At 53.8% G+C, this 16930-nt stretch carries 16 protein-coding genes and 1 pseudogene; 4 read left to right on the top strand and 13 right to left on the bottom strand.

Annotated elements, in window-relative coordinates; translation table 11 throughout:
• Nucleotides 1-4: 4 nt before the first annotated feature.
• From RJT48_RS08465 to RJT48_RS08445, 5 genes are all read right to left on the bottom strand, one after another.
• On the bottom strand, nucleotides 5-1042 hold the full coding sequence (locus RJT48_RS08465) for a tyrosine-type recombinase/integrase (RefSeq protein ID WP_311171830.1): 1038 nt from the start codon (nucleotides 1040-1042) through the stop codon (nucleotides 5-7).
• A 112-nt stretch (nucleotides 1043-1154) separates the two neighbouring features.
• Complete coding sequence (locus RJT48_RS08460) at nucleotides 1155-1397, bottom strand: hypothetical protein (protein ID WP_311171829.1); 243 nt, start codon at nucleotides 1395-1397, stop codon at nucleotides 1155-1157.
• The gene (locus RJT48_RS08455) at nucleotides 1390-1935 is read right to left on the bottom strand and encodes a hypothetical protein (protein WP_311171828.1); all 546 of its coding nucleotides are present in this window, start codon (nucleotides 1933-1935) and stop codon (nucleotides 1390-1392) included. The genes RJT48_RS08460 and RJT48_RS08455 overlap by 8 nt, the downstream gene beginning before the upstream one ends.
• Nucleotides 1935-2432 carry a hypothetical protein gene (locus RJT48_RS08450; protein WP_311171827.1) on the bottom strand — a complete coding sequence of 166 codons (498 nt, stop codon included), beginning with the start codon at nucleotides 2430-2432 and terminating at the stop codon, nucleotides 1935-1937. Before RJT48_RS08450 ends, RJT48_RS08455 begins: the two co-directional genes overlap by 1 nt.
• A 448-nt stretch (nucleotides 2433-2880) precedes the next feature.
• The gene (locus tag RJT48_RS08445; RefSeq protein ID WP_311171826.1) at nucleotides 2881-3105 is read right to left on the bottom strand and encodes a FaeA/PapI family transcriptional regulator; all 225 of its coding nucleotides are present in this window, start codon (nucleotides 3103-3105) and stop codon (nucleotides 2881-2883) included.
• 137 nt (nucleotides 3106-3242) lie between these two features.
• On the opposite strand from RJT48_RS08445, the gene RJT48_RS08440 reads away from it, so the two are divergent.
• Nucleotides 3243-3449 (top strand): hypothetical protein, encoded by a 207-nt coding sequence (locus tag RJT48_RS08440; RefSeq protein ID WP_311171825.1) that lies wholly within the window; start codon nucleotides 3243-3245, stop codon nucleotides 3447-3449.
• 124 nt (nucleotides 3450-3573) lie between these two features.
• Nucleotides 3574-3825, top strand: coding sequence for a hypothetical protein (locus RJT48_RS08435; RefSeq protein WP_311171824.1), 252 nt, complete (start codon nucleotides 3574-3576; stop codon nucleotides 3823-3825).
• 475 nt (nucleotides 3826-4300) lie between these two features.
• On the opposite strand, the gene tcmP is transcribed toward RJT48_RS08435, so the two are convergent.
• A complete protein-coding gene (tcmP, locus tag RJT48_RS08430) occupies nucleotides 4301-5467 on the bottom strand; it encodes a three-Cys-motif partner protein TcmP (protein ID WP_311171823.1) in 1167 nt (388 codons plus the stop codon).
• A gap of 351 nt (nucleotides 5468-5818) precedes the next feature.
• Here tcmP and RJT48_RS08425 point away from each other — a divergent pair, with 351 nt between their 5' ends.
• The gene (locus RJT48_RS08425) at nucleotides 5819-6868 is read left to right on the top strand and encodes an SPL family radical SAM protein (protein ID WP_345784744.1); all 1050 of its coding nucleotides are present in this window, start codon (nucleotides 5819-5821) and stop codon (nucleotides 6866-6868) included.
• A 92-nt stretch (nucleotides 6869-6960) separates the two neighbouring features.
• Complete coding sequence (locus RJT48_RS08420) at nucleotides 6961-8271, top strand: SPL family radical SAM protein (protein ID WP_311171821.1); 1311 nt, start codon at nucleotides 6961-6963, stop codon at nucleotides 8269-8271.
• 289 nt (nucleotides 8272-8560) lie between these two features.
• Here the strand turns inward: RJT48_RS08420 and RJT48_RS08415 are convergent, their stop codons facing one another.
• From RJT48_RS08415 to RJT48_RS08390, 7 genes and pseudogenes are all read right to left on the bottom strand, one after another.
• Entirely contained in the window at nucleotides 8561-9541 is a 981-nt protein-coding gene (locus RJT48_RS08415; RefSeq protein WP_311171820.1) for a hypothetical protein, read from the bottom strand.
• Between the two features lie 68 nt (nucleotides 9542-9609).
• Nucleotides 9610-9711: pseudogene (locus RJT48_RS20770) on the bottom strand (restriction endonuclease); the annotation flags it as partial.
• A 53-nt stretch (nucleotides 9712-9764) separates the two neighbouring features.
• Entirely contained in the window at nucleotides 9765-10262 is a 498-nt protein-coding gene (locus tag RJT48_RS08410) for a hypothetical protein (RefSeq protein ID WP_311171819.1), read from the bottom strand.
• Nucleotides 10263-10431: 169 nt separating this feature from the next.
• Nucleotides 10432-11214, bottom strand: a complete 783-nt coding sequence (locus RJT48_RS08405; protein ID WP_311171818.1) for a hypothetical protein — start codon at nucleotides 11212-11214, stop codon at nucleotides 10432-10434.
• 301 nt (nucleotides 11215-11515) lie between these two features.
• A complete protein-coding gene (locus RJT48_RS08400; protein ID WP_311171817.1) occupies nucleotides 11516-12028 on the bottom strand; it encodes a hypothetical protein in 513 nt (170 codons plus the stop codon).
• Between the two features lie 118 nt (nucleotides 12029-12146).
• Nucleotides 12147-13526: a hypothetical protein gene (locus RJT48_RS08395; protein WP_311171816.1), complete on the bottom strand. Its 1380-nt coding sequence runs from the start codon at nucleotides 13524-13526 to the stop codon at nucleotides 12147-12149.
• The gene (locus RJT48_RS08390) at nucleotides 13519-16728 is read right to left on the bottom strand and encodes an MrcB family domain-containing protein (RefSeq protein ID WP_311171815.1); all 3210 of its coding nucleotides are present in this window, start codon (nucleotides 16726-16728) and stop codon (nucleotides 13519-13521) included. Before RJT48_RS08390 ends, RJT48_RS08395 begins: the two co-directional genes overlap by 8 nt.
• Between the last annotated feature and the right edge of the window lie 202 nt (nucleotides 16729-16930).

The following is a 16930-nucleotide window of genomic DNA, read 5'->3' as shown; positions in this document are numbered from 1 at the left end:
GTTTTCATTCTTCTGACTCCGAAATTTCGAGCTTGTTCAGGTGCCGTTTCCGCCGCTGGCGGAACTCCTCGACAGGGTCCGCCTTGTCGTAGTGCATCGTGATGATGTCCTCCGATGCGTTCACACGCTCCGAGACGACGTCCGCCCGGAGACCGCTGTTCAGTTGCCACGTGATTGAGCCCGAACGGATCTGGTGCGGAGATCGCGACGACGGGCACTTCGTGGAGCGCTTCGCCACCGTCCACTCGCAGGTCTCGCGGTCCTTTCCGTGTGGACAGTCGCCGTACCGGCACGGGAGCGTCGCGTTGTACGCCGCCTTCCGTAGCGTCGTAAGACTCGCCCGACCGTGGATCGTCGCAAACAGTGGTTTCCGGCCGTAGTCGTCGGTCACGTCGGGGCGTTCCTCGACGATGTAGTCCTGGAGTGCCGTTATCACGTCGTCGCTGATGCCAACGGCACGCTCCCCGTCGTAGGCGTTCTTCAGCGGTGTGTCCTCTTCAGGTCGGTGTCGGAACTGGACGTAGCCCTCACCGAAATCCACATCCTCGACGTCGAGGCCGCGAATCGCGCCCATCCTCGCGCCGGTATACCACGCCAGTTCGAGGAACGCGTGGCCCCGGCCGAACCGCTCGGTCGTCCCCTCACGGAACACTTCCAGGAGATTCTGCGCCGCCTCGGTTTCCAGAATCGTGTCGGACGTCTGTTCTTCTCTCGGGACTTTCGGAAGCTCGATCGACTCCGGAACGTGCTCGTCGACGACACCGAGCGAGACGTAGTGTTGCAAAAACTGCCGCAGCGTCAGCAGTTCGTTTCGAAGCGTGACCGTGGCGATGTCCTCACCACGTCGGACCGTTTCGAACTCCTGGATGTCCCACGGAGTCACGTCGCCGAGCCGATCGATGTCCTCGCGTTGGCAGTACTCGACGAACAGTTTGAGCTGGCCTCGGTAGCCGATTACCGTCTGTTCGGCCTTGTCGAGTCGCTCGCGTTCAAGCCACCGTTTGACCGCCGCTCGCGGCGTGAACTCTGGCGGGTCGCTCACGGTGTGAGCCCTCCGTCGGCCCGGGCGAACTCGTGGAGGTGCAGCTGTGCGACGTCGTGGTAGGCGTCGTCGGCCCGCAGTCGGATCGGACTCCAGCAGTCGGCGTCGGCCATCAGTCGGCCCCTCCCGGCACGTCCTCGGCCGAGGCCTCCACGAGCGCCGCTGCCGGGCCCGTGATCGGTGGCGCTTCGGCTCGCTTTTCGCGCTCGTCGGGCTCGTCGAACTCCGCGCCGCAGGCCGAACAGCGCCAGTTGGGCGCTCGCTCGTCGTGGTGTGAGGCGCCCTTCCCCGGCATCCGCCGGAAGATGTCCGTGACCTCGCCGCAATCGGGACAGGCCCGGACGGTCTCAGTCATCCGCCATCGCCTCCGCTGGCGGCGTCGCGTCCGGCATCGACTCAGGCGCGTCAGCGAGCGCGCTGAGGAGTTTTTGCCTGGAGTAGTCCGCTGGGTCGTAGCTGTCGCAGATGTCCAGCATCACGAGCCGTGGGCGGTCGTCGACGGCGTACTCGGCGAGGGCGTCGAGGACGTGGCACATCACGTTGGCCGTCTTGTCCCTCGCGTCGGTCCGCAGCACGTCGTCGGCGATCTCGTAGGCGAGTTGCCCGTAGGCCGCAAACGAGCCGGAGAGTTCGAGCGTCCAGCCCTCCTGCGGCGCGAAGTCGCCGTCCGATCCCGACCGCGTCTCGCAGACGAGGTCGGCGACCGCGTCGGGTCGAAGGAACGCACCGCGCGTGTTCGCCGCGCCGAGTTTCTGGAACGCCGCGGCGTTGAAATCCAGTTCGGCGTCCAGCTGGCGTTCCGTCGTCGTCGCGATCGGGACGCCGTCGTGGTCGGTTTCCAGCGACGCTTCCGCCGGGCCGGTCGCGCGGAGGGTGAGCGTGTCGTCGGTCATTACGCTTCACCGCCGCGGTTGTCGATGTTATCCCGGACCCGCCCGGTGACGCGGTCGCGAATCGTCTCCTCGACGTGGTCGCTCAGGGAGACGCCGTGCTCGTGGGTGATCTGTTCGATGACCTCGTCGGCGACTGCCTCGGGCGTGCATTCGCCGTGTCTCTGTTCGACCAGTTCCTCGTCGACGTACAGCTCTTCGAGCGTGTCGTAGAGGCCCTGGTAGATGGCCGTCTGGACGCCGCGGGTGACGTCGACGCCCTCGGTGTGGAAGAAGGTGTGAAAGCCGGCGTCGCCCGCCAGGATGGCCTCTAAATCTTCGGTTTCGGCGGCGAACTGCCGTGTCGACGCCTTGAACGCGTCGAACCACGTGTCGTGGCGGAAGTCGTCGGTCGAATCGGCGCTCGTCTCGCCGCCGTCGGTGCGGAGTCGGGTGTTGGGTCTGTGCGATTCGGCTGTCGCGTCCGAAGGTTCAAGCCCTCGGCGGTGGGTAGAGTTCATTGTCGTACCTCGTAGACGACCCCACAAGCGTCGGTCCGGGCCTCTACCCCGGCCGGCGCGTTTTCGTGGGCGCGCCGAGTTCGCTGGTGAGCGTCGTCTATCTCAGGCAAGTGAACGCGGGGTACTTATTTCTTCCGTAGGTAATTACTTACAGAAGAATGAATTATGCATCAGGTGGACTTATCCAATATCGCCATAATATTGGGATATGGGCCGTCCGCCTCGTCAATCGCCGGCTGAAATCTGTCGGATTATAGCCCTTCATCCAGAGCCGGTAGTTTCTGTCGCAGACATTTACGAAGAGATGGAGATGACCCAGCGGGGAGCGCAAGAGCGCTTGAAATCCTTGGTCGAAGAAGGGTACTTAGAATCGAAGAAAGTAGGGTCCTCTGGACTCGTCTTCTGGTTGACGACAGACGGCCGAAAACTGCTGGATGAAGAGTTCTAATCACCCTTTTGGAAACCAAATCTTTGCTGAGGCACCCACCGTTTTGCCGTATACATCGTCACGGTCTGCGAGTTGATCGAGTCGGTATCGTGCGGCCCTTCGAGTAACACCGAACGCTTCCGCAACTTCTCCCGCCGTCACCCCCGGATCTTCGTGTTCTCGAACGAACGAAAGCACTTCGTCAGGATGCATCTTCTGTACCTTCTCCGCTGATTCCGAACTCATTAACCTCCGATTCTTTCTCCCGTAAGAAAAAACTTATGTGGTCGGGGATACATTGTGGAAATAGACACACCCGGCTCTCGTCGGGCGATTTCACGCAGGAATCGCCCCGGTGCTGAAGACACCGAGGGAGTCGGGTTGTGTCTGGATCCACTATGTCCAAGACGAACCCGTCGTCAACTATTGACGACACGACCCAAGAAGGTATCGCCCTCGAACACGACGTCGCCGAGACGCTGACCGGCTTCGACCACGTCGCACGCTGTCCCAGCTGCGGTCGAGAGACGCTGTGGAGCGACCGCGAGCACTTCACCCACCGCGACGACTGCCCGGAGGCCGACCGATGAGCGTTCGATTCGCCGCGCCGATCTACGGTGTCGCGTGTGTGCAGTGCGGCGAGCTGATGTCGCGTGGGCCGTCGGACGGCGACGTGTGCGCCCGGTGCGTGCGCGATCTTCGGGCGGTAGAGCGATGACGTGTCAGGCGATCCAACGCCGGCGCGTGCGGAACGCCGAAGCCGCACTGGCGGACTGTGAGTCCGTCCTCGGCGTCGACGTCCTGACGCCGCGGGAGGGGCCGGTCGGCGCGTGGACCGTCGAGGCGACGCTGGCGGCGACCGGCGTTCCGCCCGCTGTCTCGCGGGCCGTTGCGCGGGCCGGGCTGACGATCCGGGCGGTGAAGCCGCGCGGTGGGGCGTGGCAGTTGGTCGCGGTCGCGAACTGAACGCGGGCACACTCTCTCGTTTTTTCGGCTGTTATATATCGCCAGTGGGGTCGTTACCGGAAACGGTTCTTGAACCGGGATTTTCGGCTGTTCAGGTGTGTGAGAGTTGTGTGTACGGGCGAATATCGGAAAATGGCCGAAATGATCGGAAACGTCGCTGTCCGGTGGTTTTTCCGATATGTGTCTGTTTGCTGTCGTTACCCAACACTGGCGGTGTTCGGTGGTGGGTGTTGGTTAAGCGGGTGAGTTCGCCAAGCAGCGTGGTGTGCTTGTCTTTGAGTGTTCGTGTGGACTTTCTCTCCGCGGATGGTTGGGTCTCGACGCGTCTATGGCGACCGGTACCGGCTCTGTGGACGCCTTACACAGTAAGACCGGGTTGGTGTGCTGAGAGTGGAATGAAGTCTACTGCCATTTTACATAACTCCGTTTGATATCGGCTTATGAATGAATGGAAAACAGTCGGCGTGCCTGACTATTATTCGGGGAAACTGACAATATCATCCCCTCCAAGCCCTCGTTCTGTTTTTGAAGTGATCCGAGTGACAGATATTCTCTCCTCATTCTCAAGTTGCTTTGTAGCTTTTCTAATATCCTTTCGCTGTGAAAAATGATATTCGTTTTCAGTCACAAACTTCTCGCACAAGTCGTCGAAAGATAGAGACATTCCAGTGAAATCATCCAAGAGATCTTGTTTTATTTTCTGGGTTCTCTGTTTTTCAGTAAAAGTACCAAGGCCGCGTTGCTCTTCGTGAAGTTCAGTACGATTCGGTGCATATGCGAATTCACCAATTCCACATCTTTTCATAGATGAATGCATTTTTTCTACACCTTTTGTACTATTAGTGCCAAAGACAAGATAGTATTTCATCCTTCTCGTGTCTTCTTCTGTTACTAAGTAAGCACGGGTGTACTCAGGTCCATTCTTTTCAAGTCTATGGCAATAATAGCTGACCTCTTTATCATTCCAGTGCTCTGGAGCGAATTCTTCTAATTCTGAGTGCCAGTTTTTTGTTCCAAATAGATTCGTGAGCGCGTTATGATGCTTGTCTGCATCTTCCCATCTGACTACCTGGCTTGCCATAAGATTAACAAAGATCTCAAAGCGCGATTGGCTTCCTAATCGGGTTACGACGTCGTAATCTAATGGACTGTATCCAAATGGATCAATAAAAAAGAAACTTGGGAGTGACCAACCTCCAGTTTGATTCACTGACTTTGGCGTTTGTGTTTGAAACTCACCCTGTTCCACTCGATATTTAATTCCATCCGGAAGTGAAGATTCATCTGGAAGATTTTCTTTTAATAATTCTGCGTTCTTCCGTTCTTTTTCAATAAACACACACTCGGCTTCCGAAATGTTATCAACTCTTCCAACTACTGTGTCTAACAAGAGTTGTGGCGATCCAGGGCAATCAGCGGGTGATGTGATATTAGTGAGCGAAATTGGCTCTTGACCCTCGTTTATATCATATTCGCCTCGACCTGCAAAGCAATCAAAAATACGTAATTTATCACCACTTGCACCGAGTATTCTACACCAAATATCTATATAATATTTAAGTAGGTCGTGTTTTGCCCGTGTATGTTTGGGATAACCTTCCCATTTTTCGTCAGCATCGTCGGGCTTCACCGGATTGTCCATCTCAAAAATTATGGATGTTGCAGTGGTAAGTAAACGTAACGGTTAATTGACTTTTGTTTCTTTTATTCAATATGATTTATATGTTTCTAACATCAAATCACTAACCGGTGTATGATCGATATAAGATTATCTCAGGCTAAATCCAGTTCAGACCCTTACTATCAAATTATTGATGGCACTGGTAAAATACAAGGAAACTTTTCCACATCACCTTCACTTAGCAATCTTCGGAAAAAAAGCGAAAGCGTAGGAGAACCACTTGAAAGACTTGATTTATTTGAAATTGATTTATGCTGTGCTCGCTGTGACTCATTAGTTGAGGATCGATTTGGAGCGAATAGATCGGGGAACTTGTTATGCTGGGACTGTGCTACCTCCAGTTCAGCCGAAGACGATGAACGAAACGTCTCATTTACCACAGATCCAACTAAAGCGGTTCTATCCAATTCTGCTCTTCATCATAAAAACCTCTGTAATTATGTTATCAATATCGCTACTGGGTGTACTCACGGGTGTAAGTTCTGTTACGTTCCGAACACTCCGAATATCAAAATGCGAGGTGATATGCTGAATGAACAGGCCAATGTAGAGAACGGACAAGAGGAATGGGGGAGTTATTTGCTTTATCGTGATGATCTGCCGGAACGCCTAAGGCGCAAACTCGATCGAAAACAGAAGTGGGAGTACACTGAGGATGGCAGAGGCGTAGTGATGCTTTCGAGCGGGACTGATTGTTACCAGGATCGCCGAGCAGCGCAGATCACTCGTGGCTGTGTTATCGAATTAGTCAATCACGGTCGACCTGTTCGGATCCTCACTCGCAGCCCCGCCGTCGTTCGTGATCTCGACGTGTTCAAAGCCGCAAACGGACTTGTGACCGTTGGGTCCTCAATTCCGTGCTTGGACGATGAACAGGTACGAGCTATCGAACCCGGCGCTCCAGCACCTTCGGCTCGACTTCGTGCGCTCGAAGAGATCAGTGACGCAGGTGTCCCGGTCTACGTCTCGATGTCCCCGACGTATCCGACCCAAGACCGCGACGACCTACGGAACCTTCTGAAAACCTTCAAGGAACGTCTTGATCCTGACGTCGTTTTCCACGAGCCAATTAATCCCCGCGGCGGGAATTTTGAGATGACTGTTGAGGCAGCCCGGGAAGCGGGACAAGAAGAACTCGCCGAGGAGCTGGATAAGCTCCGTTCGCGAGACCACTGGATTGAGTACTCGAAAAAGCAACTGACGGCGGTTGAAGAACTTGGAGACGAACTGAACGTCCCAGTCCACCTTTGGCCAGACAAGCAATTCGTGAAGTACGCTGGTGATAAGGAAGACCACTTCCGCCGAGAAATGGAAAAGAAGGAGACTCCGGAAGAGTACCCGCGGCCCCCCGTTTCAGCGTAATACTCCACTGTTTCTCTCGACTTTTACTTTCACTCCGGATACGGCTGGAGTATTTGGGGTTTGAGATATATCTGTATAACAAGGTGTCCTGAATGGACCTTGACCTACAAAGGGATCCCGAGGGCGGGTGGTACGATCGATTCGTCCGGCTTGTTGACGACGACGGGACAGTGGTCAAGGACTTCGGAAAAAATCCGACCCTCGACGAACTTCGAGAAGCAGAGTACGAATATGGAACTCGGATCAATCTCTGGCAACAGGGGTTAGTCTGCTCAGACTGCGGGAATCAAATCACAGATCGATTCAGTGCAACGCCGGATGGACATCTCCTTTGCTGGGAGTGTGCGTCATCCGAGGCTGGTGAACAGCGTGGAAATCTCCGGACTAATGTGGATCCGACAAAAACGGTTTTGAGCGAATCGAAGCTGTACAAAAAGAGCCTCTGTGACTATGTAATTAACGTCGCCACCGGCTGTCGCCATGGCTGCAAGTTCTGCTATGTTCCATCGACTCCCGCTGTCGATAGTCGAGACGAAATGTTGGCAGAGAAGGCCGATGTCGATGATCCACAACTCGACTGGGGAAACTACCTACTCTATCGCGATGATCTCCCTGAAAGACTCCACGAGGGACTTCAAGAGAAGGATTTCAGCGAGTGGAGGAAGACAGATCGAGGTCGTGGCATCGTGATGCTTTCCAGCGGGACGGATTGTTATCAGGATCGCCGAGCAGCGCAGATTACCCGAGGTTGTATTCAAGAACTCGTTAATCACGAGATCCCGGTCAGAGTTCTCAGTCGGAGTCCGAATCTGACCCGTGACATTGATCTTTTCAAACAAGCAGGTGAGAAGATCGCTATTGGGACCTCCATCCCAAGTTTTGATGCTTCGTTAGTTAATGCGATTGAACCGAATGCTCCCGCACCGATGGCACGTTGGGAAGCACTGGACGAGATGTTCAAAACAGGTGTTCCACACTTTGTGTCGTTTTCCCCAACGTATCCAACGATGGACAGAGAAGACATTCGAGAGGCTTTGAACTGGTTTAGAGCACTTGATCCGGAGGTCGTTTTCCACGAACCAATTAATCCGCGAGGCGAAAACTTCCAGATGTGTATTGAGGCGGTTCGAGAAGCAGGCTTCGAGAGTGCGGCAGATGAATTCGAGAAACTGTTAGATCGTGATAAGTGGGTCGAATATGCCCTGAGGCAGATAAATACAGTTCAAGAGGTAGCGGATGATCTTGGGGGAATTGAGATTCATACGTGGCCAGATGATCAATTAATCCGGGAAACAAGCGGGTCTCTCCGGCAGCAACTTGTCGAGATGAAGAAATCTATCTCGCCAGAGATTTTTGATGGAAACAAACCTAATTCCTCATCATCTCAGGCACCAATTCTATAGAACTCACTCGTGTCTAATTGACACTGGAAGTAATATTCAACTCCCGGATAGGGGCGTTTGTTTATTAGACTCGTCTAATTCGGCCGCCTAAATCCTTTTACCCGAGATCTCAACGTATTCGTTTCAGCGACACCGGAGTCCGAACCACCCGTGAGGGTGGTGCCGAGTTGATCTTCGGTTACTCGTCTGCTATAATCGCCGCGACCGCGACCGTGAAGGCAGCCATCGCCGCCGCTTCCCCGAATCGTTTAGTCTACAGTACGTCATCACGCCAATCAAATTGTGCCTATCAGCTACTTGTCTCTTTAATTTCGATATCTGAGAACCCTTCGTTCCCGATAAATCCAGTTAACATAAATTCTGTTTGTAATGGGTTTGTGATAGTTACGTCTCCGAAGATTATCTTTGTCCCCGCTTTGGCGAAGTCGGGAGAAGCATCATCAAGCGGCTTGGACGCCGGAATGTAGATTCCTCTTTTTAACATAGGGTTCACCGGTTGTACCGTCTCAAACTCTTTTTCAGTTATTTCGTCAGTAGACGGATTGATAATCGGCCAAAGGGCTGGTTTGGCTTCATCGTCTACAAAACCATTTACGAGCAATAGCACAGCATCCAAAGACGGGAAGAAACCTGCCTCAAACGCCCTCTGTACCTTTCTAACAGTAACTCCTAAGTGAAGATAGGCATAGCGAACGTCGACGACTGCGATATTGATTCCGTGGTGCCCTCGAAGCTCTCGTCCTTTTTTACGAGCTTTTCGTGTGACTCGGGTTCCGATCTGTGCGAGGATTTTGTGAGGTACAAAATCAATCTCAGTAATCCAGTCGACGGAGTCGCTATCAAACTCTGACTGTATAGCGACCTCTTCCGACTGCGTCGCTATTACTTGGGTGTGGAACCCGGATTTCGAATACGAAGTTATGAATCGACGGATATAGCCGGTGATTAGCTCCTGCTCGTCTGTTTTCGGGGTTATTTGAATGACTTCATAGGCTGTCTTACTGTCGGTGAAGTAGTGGTCAGGAGTGTTATTTGTCCCTTCCACAGCAACCTCGTTCTGATAGTATTCGAGGTCGTGCATCTCCCCAAGCAGGCTCAGAGAATCAAGTTCGGAGAACTGCTGGGATGCAGAGATGTGGTCACCACCAATTGCACTCCGGTATGCTTGAACAGATTCTTCTGGAAGTCCTCGTTCCTCCAATATATCGAGGCGGTTGTGGAGTCTCTCTTTTTCACCTCCCGTTTTCTTCTGCTGGAAACTGAACCTCATTCGTGTCTAACTCTGAGTGTGTTCATCTGCCAGAGATATAGTGACATCGGTTGTTTAGAAATTGCTCTCAGCCCGTCGGCGACGTCGTCGGGATCGGGGAGCGTCAGCGCTTCCAAGTGATCGACCAGCGAGTTCGTTTTCGTCGCGGTTTCGCGGAAGTTTGCGAAGCCACTCCCGCACGCTGGTGAACAATGGTGATACTCGGAATTTCGATGGAGGCAAATCAATACCGAATCGTGTACCAAATTGCCTCGATTTTCGCACGCCAGGGATGTTCCCATTCACGCGGGTCATCTGACATACCTTCATTTTCCAATTTTCTCAGCTCCTTAAAGCTATTTGGAGCGCTTTGTTTGAAATCCTCCCAAGCCTGTTCAAAACTGGGCTGATCTAAATTTGACTCTATTCCATCCCTCCAATTCTCCCAAGTAGATTTACTCACACGTCCTTCTTGTCTGAGGAATGCCTGCTCGTTTGAGAGGTCGATATATTCGTAGTAGTACTGTCTTTTATCTGTATAATCCTCTACTTCTTTCTCACCGAGGAAAGCTTCGACCGGAATTTCGCCGATGAGTTCTCGATACTGTTCTGTGATGCCATCCTCGAACTGGGTTGTAAATTGTCTCTTCCGAAGAACCAGCTGGTAGGCTATGAAGAGAACAGACAACGGCGTAGCAAAGGTCACGAGACCGTCCACGATTATCTCAAGCCAGTTGATCATACTTCTCCAGAACCAACTCGAAGTACTCGTCGGTCATCCGCCGCGGATTCTGCAATTGGTGGAAGTCGTCGAGGACGAACTTCGACTGCTCGCTCAAGCCCGCAATCGTGGAACGTGACCGTGTTACCCGTTCCGCCTTTACCGGGGTCACGCTTGTTAAAATCGGGTTTCATACGTTGATATCTTCCAGCTTTTCTGCGGCAATAACAGCCTCAGGGTAGTCGGCAGTCTCCAACACGAGGAAATCGGCAATCAGGTACTGTATGAAGTACTTCTGGTATTCCGGTCGTGCCTTACTGAAAATCTCATAGCCGATTAGAAAGATGACTTCTGCTCCCATAAGAACCAAAGTGGGCTGAAAATCGAGTGCTCCAAGATGTGTTTGAAAAGTCGCCGCTCCGGTTAACGCCCCTGTTGCGTCAGCGACTCCGTAGAGTGCATACAATATCCCCAAGGAACCCATAACTATCCACATACTCCGATGAAACGAGTATATCGCCTGGAAAGTGCGCGACCGACCACGAGAGTCCATATGAATATATGAGCGGACGAGAATGTATACCGTCTCGCCGAGTGAGGGTCCATCACCGCTGGATTCAGGTACTAAATCGTCTTCGAGATCGTCGAGACCAATCTCGTCGAATACCCCTGCACACTCCTTGCAGAACCGGCGCACCACTTCCGTCTGTAATAGCTCTGGATTGCTCACTTCACTAACGAACTGCTCTCGGTGACTCGTACGACCAGCAGACCGCTCAATACGGATTGCCGCTGCGTGGACGGCACGCCCAGCGATAAATCCCCCAACCAAGAGCGGAATCAAGAATTGTAGCGACGTGAGCGGGACGAATTCAGGCAAGAAAGGAGCTAATCCAAAAAGAAGGGCCACACCAGGAACAAACACACTAAACAGATCGTAGAGTTCGAATCGACGAATGCTCTGTTCAAGCATTACAATCACCCGTTGCCTTCTACCTATTAAATCCCCTCAAGAGTATGGACAGTAAAACTAATACGTTTACCTTCGAAGGTTCAACAGGAAGAAGATGAGCGCACAGCACAAGCGGATTGGCGACGCCATAAGTCGCGGGATTGATGGGTTACTTGTCGCCAGTATCGTGATGCTGATTGCCGCGCTCGCTATTGAAGGGTTGCGAGGATCGGTTTGGCTGTTCGCCCTCCCACTAATTATTGCCTTTCTGTTAGCTCTGTGGAGATTTTTGTCTGGGTCGTAATAATCCGTTTTCAATCTTCTAACGTTCCTCAGTCGGATACTGCCACACGAACAGCGGCAGCGAGAAGTCGAAGGAGTTGGCCAGCACCGCCCGGACGTCGTCTTTCGTCCGATCAAGCGTCGGGAAGTTCACGTGCGACGGTAGCAGCAACACCCCGGCCTCGATCGCCTCGCCGCGGTCGAAGCCGTCCGGATCACGATAGGCGGCCTCCATCTTCAGCAGATGCCAGTTCGCCCGCATCTGCTCGCCTCGCTCGTGTTCGACCAGCACGCCGTCTTTGTACGCGTTGAAGTCCGCCCGACGTGACGGGCCGTCCGTCGCGTCCGACACGGAGAACGTCGCCGAGGCGGATTGATCCCAGTTCAGCGGGTCAAGTCGCTCCGCTCGGGCGGCCAGATTCTGGTTCCCGCCACCGTGCTCGACGTAGGCGGCGGCGATCTCCGGCAGCTCGTCCAGCAGTCCCTTCTCTTCGAGGATCTGGCGGCCGCCGCGGAACGACCACGTGTCTGCAGTGTCGAGTTCCGGTTTCATATTTCAGTCAACCAACTCGTCGTACTTCCCCAGCACCAGCTCAAAGTACTCGTCGGTCATCCGCCGCAGATTCTGCACCTGATGGGAGCCGTCGAGGACGAACGTCGTCTGCTCGCACCTACTGACCGCTCGTTCCGGTCCTATCGTCCTCAAAGAATACCGAGAGAAGCTCACTCAGATCATCTTCGAGTTCACCGGCCTGAAGGATCTTGATCTCCCCGTCCTGCTCGTCGAGCGACGCAGTCTCCTCGTGTAGGTCCTGAACGACGAGGAGGCCGTTCCATCCGTTCCCGAAGTACTCCTCGTTGACGTCCTCGTCCCCGTACACGAACTCTTCGTCCTGGCGAAGGAAGGCGAGATATTCGAGCGTCTCTTTGATTCCCTGTCGAATCGTGCTCCTGTTCCTGCTGTTCTTGACCTCGGTAATCAGGTAATCCGAGTCGCCGTCGGCGTGTCTGATCTCGATGACGATTAGATCCGGACGTCCGGTATGGGACTGGAATTCCCGCTCTTTGAAGTAGTCGTTCGCGACATCGAAGCCCGTGGTGTGGACCTTCTCCGTTCGCGAGAGGTGCCCCTTGCCGCGATCGGGCAAGGCGTTGAACGAGACGTCTCGATCCCGCGCCGAGTTGTCGTGATAGACCACGATCTCGGAGTCGTCTTCGGCTTGGAGACGCGCGATCTCCTGCCGATCGGTCTTGATCGTCTCGAACTCCGCGGAAGTCGTATGGAACTCTTCGAGCGTCGCGATGAATCGGAAGAGCACGAACAGTTCGAGGAGCGTCTCGTCGTCGTCCGGTGTTATGGCCGTCTCGGAGAGAAGACGTTCGAGCTGATCTCGGTCTCCGTCGTAGAGTTCACGGCGGAGTTTGAGCAACTGTGCCGCCTCTCGATAGATCCTGTGGCGCGATTCGGTGGCCGTGTTGAGCATCCTGTCTGTCGGCTCGTACGCTTTCGGCCGGCGAATCCGACGCACGTGGACGTTCTGCTCGATGATTCGCTGTAGGTTGTCGATCAACGGTTCGTTCCACCGGTCCCCCACCCACTCGTAATCCTGCTTGAGGTACTCTTCGGCTTCACGTAATGTCTGGTGGATGATCGAGATGACGCGTTTGAAGACGATGTTCTCCGCGGTGTCGTAGTCCTCTGTACGGTTCTCACAGACGAACGTCGATCGGTCTCCCGGGTTTCGAGAGTAGCGCTGTTTGATCGTGGCGGCCCAGTTGATCTTCCCGTCGACAGTTCCACGACTCGTCCGAGAGACCGATTCGGTCTCTGTTTTGAGGTTGCGGACCCGTCTCGGGAGTTTCTCAACGAATCCCACAACCTCCGGGAGAAGGATGAAGTGCAGATCCAGCAGCAGTTCGTACTCCACGAACCGCTCGTCGAGTTCGTCGGGTTTGATCGCTGAGGCGAACTTCTGTTCGGGGAACGCCCCGTGCATCACGTACGCCAGGATGTCGCTTGTGAGTTCTTCGAGGAGGTCCTCTCTATTCATCGCTATCTTGAATCGTGACCTGCAGGATGTCGCGAGCGGCCTCGTCGAGGAGGTTCTGATCGAGGTGGTCGACCTCAGAGATCCCGCGGACGACACGGTCGCGCTTCGGAACGCCTTCGAGCTGTGGGAAGATGTAGGAGATGACTGCTTGAGTCAATCGGCGCTCCCACGGGATCGAGTGCGCCTCGGAGAGATACTCCAACATATCCTTGACTACGGCCGGTCCAATCGCTCTGTCCTCGATCGCACTATTCGACGCTCGCCACACGTGTCCGACGTCACGTAGCGGTTCAGCGTCGCCGTCGACCCCGAAGCTCGCTGATTGGATGTCCCAGACCTCTTGATCGGTATACTCCAGCAACAGGGATCGCAGTTCTGCGTCGTCGAGGCCGTCGAGCCTCGGTGCCGGAACGCGAATGAACGAGAACCGCCGCATAAAGGCGTAGCTCATTTCGTACAGCGACGTCTTGTCGTAGGTATTCAGCGTCGCGATGAGGCTCCAGGAGTCGGGGACTCGATACTCGTGTGGTTCGCAGAAGGTACGACCGTCGAACGGGGCCAGTTCGACTTCTCTCCCGTCCTTAGTGTAGGGGAGCTGGACGGATTGTCCTGAGAGAACCGTGAAGAGCTGGCCGAAGGCCTTGTCGATGTCGGCGCGGTTGAGCTCGTCGATGACGAGCGATTCGTTGCGCTGGGAATTGTTCGTCCGCGATTTGAAACGGTTCAGAACGAGGCCTGGAGTGAATTCGAGGTGGTTCCCGTCCGTCTCTTTCTCGTTGGGCATATACCCGCCGACCGTATCGAAGGTGGACCAGTCGGCAGTCGCCGTCGTGACCTGGGATCCGGAGTAGAGGTAGGGGTACTCTGTCACGAGGTATTCACCGAGACGACGCGCGATCTCGGTCTTCCCCGTTCCAGGAGGCCCTGTGAGAATCACGTGTTTTCCGGCACGGAGTGCCCCCTCGATTTGGGCGATGATTTCCTCACCTTGCTGGCCGGGGAAGTACAATCCGTTCAGAAGCTCTTCGGCGTTGAGCCGTCCCTGGAAAGCTTTTCCGAGAGCAATCGCCGGTGTCTCACGGAGTTTCGGAGAGAGCGCGTTCGCGATCGCGATAGCTTTATTTCGGTCATTGAGTTCTCGAACGACCTTTTGTCGGGGGAAACCGGAACCACTGGCCTCACGGCTTATGTCCTCTACCTCGCTGAACGAAAGTAAGTTCGAGGTGAGCGAGTCGATTTCGCTGTTCACCGTTTCCTGGGTCTTCGCGTAGATATCCTTCGTGAAATCGACCACATCGAGATCCCCAGTTGCGTACAACGACTCGAACGTGACGAGATAGGGGAATTCATCGCTCTTCGGACGATCTTCCTGCTCGTCGTACCACCAACTCTCCCCGTCCGCTTTGACCGTCGTCGCTTGTACGATTCCGGCTCCGATGATCCCCGCCTCCTGATCGTCGAGCACTTCCCACCCCGGAGACTGCGTAGAGTGGAAGAAAATAACGTCCCCTTGCTGAATAGCCTCCCACTCATCGGACTCGCTTTCTTCAAATCCAATTGCAGCATATTCGTACGCACTGAGCCAGTAGTCCGGTGGTGCGGTGAATTTGTAGATAGATGCTTCCCCGTTTTCGAGATGGTTCGAGATCGAATTGGAGCCTGAGATCGAGGAAGAAGATGATGACTCATCCGTGTATGTGTCGTTGAGGATACTATTGAGTCGTGGTTGGCTGAGAGACGATCCTGTGATATCTAACTCCTCTTGGATTATCCGGAACCAACCGAGAAAGAGCATTTTCCCCGGAGAGAAATCTTCGAAGGTGCCAACACCGAGGTCTTGGGCCTTCGGTTCGAGTTCTCCTTCAAGAGATTCAAAGATTGAGCGGAGTTGGTCGAACTTGGCTGCGGTACTTGAAGTTACTTCATCTGAAGGTTTGAACCCGCTAAGCCCTGCTGACCAATTCCGGATTATCGCTTCTCCAAGCCGGCTTTTGAGCCAGTTCGCTTTGTCGGGAGATCGGGAGATCTTGCGGCGAATATCAGCAATCGCGTCGTCCATAGAACCGTACTCTGGAACTGTTTTCTCGGGATAGATTTTCTTTCCTTTAATTTGGTCGATGAATTCCTCAACAGTGCTGTATTCCTCAAAGAACGTCGAATCGGGGCGGTCGAATTTTATTGGACTATACGTGTCGTTGGGGAACCCTTTGTACCCGAGTAGCTCCCAAAATTTGTCTTGATCGAGATCAACCTCGTACAACGGCTCCAAGAACATCACGTGAGGGAATATTGCGTCGGTCTGCTCATCCCATCCGACAGCGTTTGTGAATTCTTCTGCTGTCTTCTCGTCGAGTACGGCCGCGTTGGCGATCCGAGCTAATATCGTGTATTCTCCATCGTGTCGACCATCACGGGAGGCAAATAAAAGATAATCACCTACGTTAGCCGGGTTGGATTCTCGATTGCCCCAAACTCGGATGTCTCTGTGACTGATCGGTAAATCACAGATGTCCTCCAGACGCTCGCGAGGAATCCCACCAATGACGGTCCGCTCAAAGTTTGCCTGAATGGGGCCTCCTGGCTTAATTGGTGCTTGGTATATCGTCGGTGCACCATCATCGGCAGAAATGTAGGTTTGATAGGAATCTACGAGTGTCTGTAAGTCTGATTTGAGTTCCTCATCAGAAGGAATATTCCCCTGTTTGTACTGTCGATAGTAGATCGTTCCAGGCCCGTACAGTTTGTTTCGTTGGGAAGCGTTAGGGAATTCCAGAGACCCTTGTGAGAATCCATCCGGGTGAATTTTGGAACGAATTTCTTTCGCGTTTGATTTTAATTGCTGACGAGCCTCCCGCGTCCCTAATTCGTCTTTGAGAGTCGTTACTCCCTGGTTGAGAGATAGAGTGACACGTCCTTCCTGTGGCTCAAAGAGGTAGACGACATATATCCCTTCTTGTATCGCAGTCGTCTCACGTGGATCCATTACAGCAATCCACGGTATCGATGTCCACCTCCCCTGACCCACAGATGATTTTATTACTATGTCGTCATCGTTGAGAACTTCGTTGATGATTCCAGGAATCCTTTCTTGGACGTCCTCACGCGTAGTATGTGCGGTGATTCCATCTCCTATCTGATTTACAGGATACTGCGAAAGAACACGTTCGAGTAAATCAGAGAGTCCTTCTGAGGACGAACTCATACAAGCCCGCACAAAGTGTTGTCAATTAAAAGTATTCGTTAGAGAGATTCCGCCTGTGAACCCTCGATAGACATCTGTGAGATGCCCCCATAATGGTTGAGAGGCTGTTATGAAAGCCCCCGTTCGAACGCTCCCGGCACCCCCGGCTTTCCGAGAGCGTCCGACGCAACCGCCATCCACTACGACAGCGTTGCACCCCGTC

It is taken from the genome of Halobellus ordinarius, assembly GCF_031823395.1.
Taxonomy (GTDB): domain Archaea; phylum Halobacteriota; class Halobacteria; order Halobacteriales; family Haloferacaceae; genus Haloquadratum; species Haloquadratum ordinarius.
Note: the sequence above shows the minus strand (reverse complement) of the source record. Positions and strands in the feature narration are given on the sequence as shown.

Coding starts and splice junctions, on each gene's coding strand:
- RJT48_RS08395 (WP_311171816.1), bottom strand. CDS start 13,526: ATGAATAGAGAGGACCTCCTCGAAGAACTCACAAGCGACATCCTGGCG.
- RJT48_RS08460 (WP_311171829.1), bottom strand. CDS start 1,397: ATGACTGAGACCGTCCGGGCCTGTCCCGATTGCGGCGAGGTCACGGAC.
- RJT48_RS08400 (WP_311171817.1), bottom strand. CDS start 12,028: ATGAAACCGGAACTCGACACTGCAGACACGTGGTCGTTCCGCGGCGGC.
- RJT48_RS08405 (WP_311171818.1), bottom strand. CDS start 11,214: ATGCTTGAACAGAGCATTCGTCGATTCGAACTCTACGATCTGTTTAGT.
- RJT48_RS08415 (WP_311171820.1), bottom strand. CDS start 9,541: ATGAGGTTCAGTTTCCAGCAGAAGAAAACGGGAGGTGAAAAAGAGAGA.
- RJT48_RS08445 (WP_311171826.1), bottom strand. CDS start 3,105: ATGAGTTCGGAATCAGCGGAGAAGGTACAGAAGATGCATCCTGACGAA.
- RJT48_RS08410 (WP_311171819.1), bottom strand. CDS start 10,262: ATGATCAACTGGCTTGAGATAATCGTGGACGGTCTCGTGACCTTTGCT.
- tcmP (WP_311171823.1), bottom strand. CDS start 5,467: ATGGACAATCCGGTGAAGCCCGACGATGCTGACGAAAAATGGGAAGGT.
- RJT48_RS08390 (WP_311171815.1), bottom strand. CDS start 16,728: ATGAGTTCGTCCTCAGAAGGACTCTCTGATTTACTCGAACGTGTTCTT.
- RJT48_RS08450 (WP_311171827.1), bottom strand. CDS start 2,432: ATGAACTCTACCCACCGCCGAGGGCTTGAACCTTCGGACGCGACAGCC.
- RJT48_RS08455 (WP_311171828.1), bottom strand. CDS start 1,935: ATGACCGACGACACGCTCACCCTCCGCGCGACCGGCCCGGCGGAAGCG.
- RJT48_RS08435 (WP_311171824.1), top strand. CDS start 3,574: ATGACGTGTCAGGCGATCCAACGCCGGCGCGTGCGGAACGCCGAAGCC.
- RJT48_RS08420 (WP_311171821.1), top strand. CDS start 6,961: ATGGACCTTGACCTACAAAGGGATCCCGAGGGCGGGTGGTACGATCGA.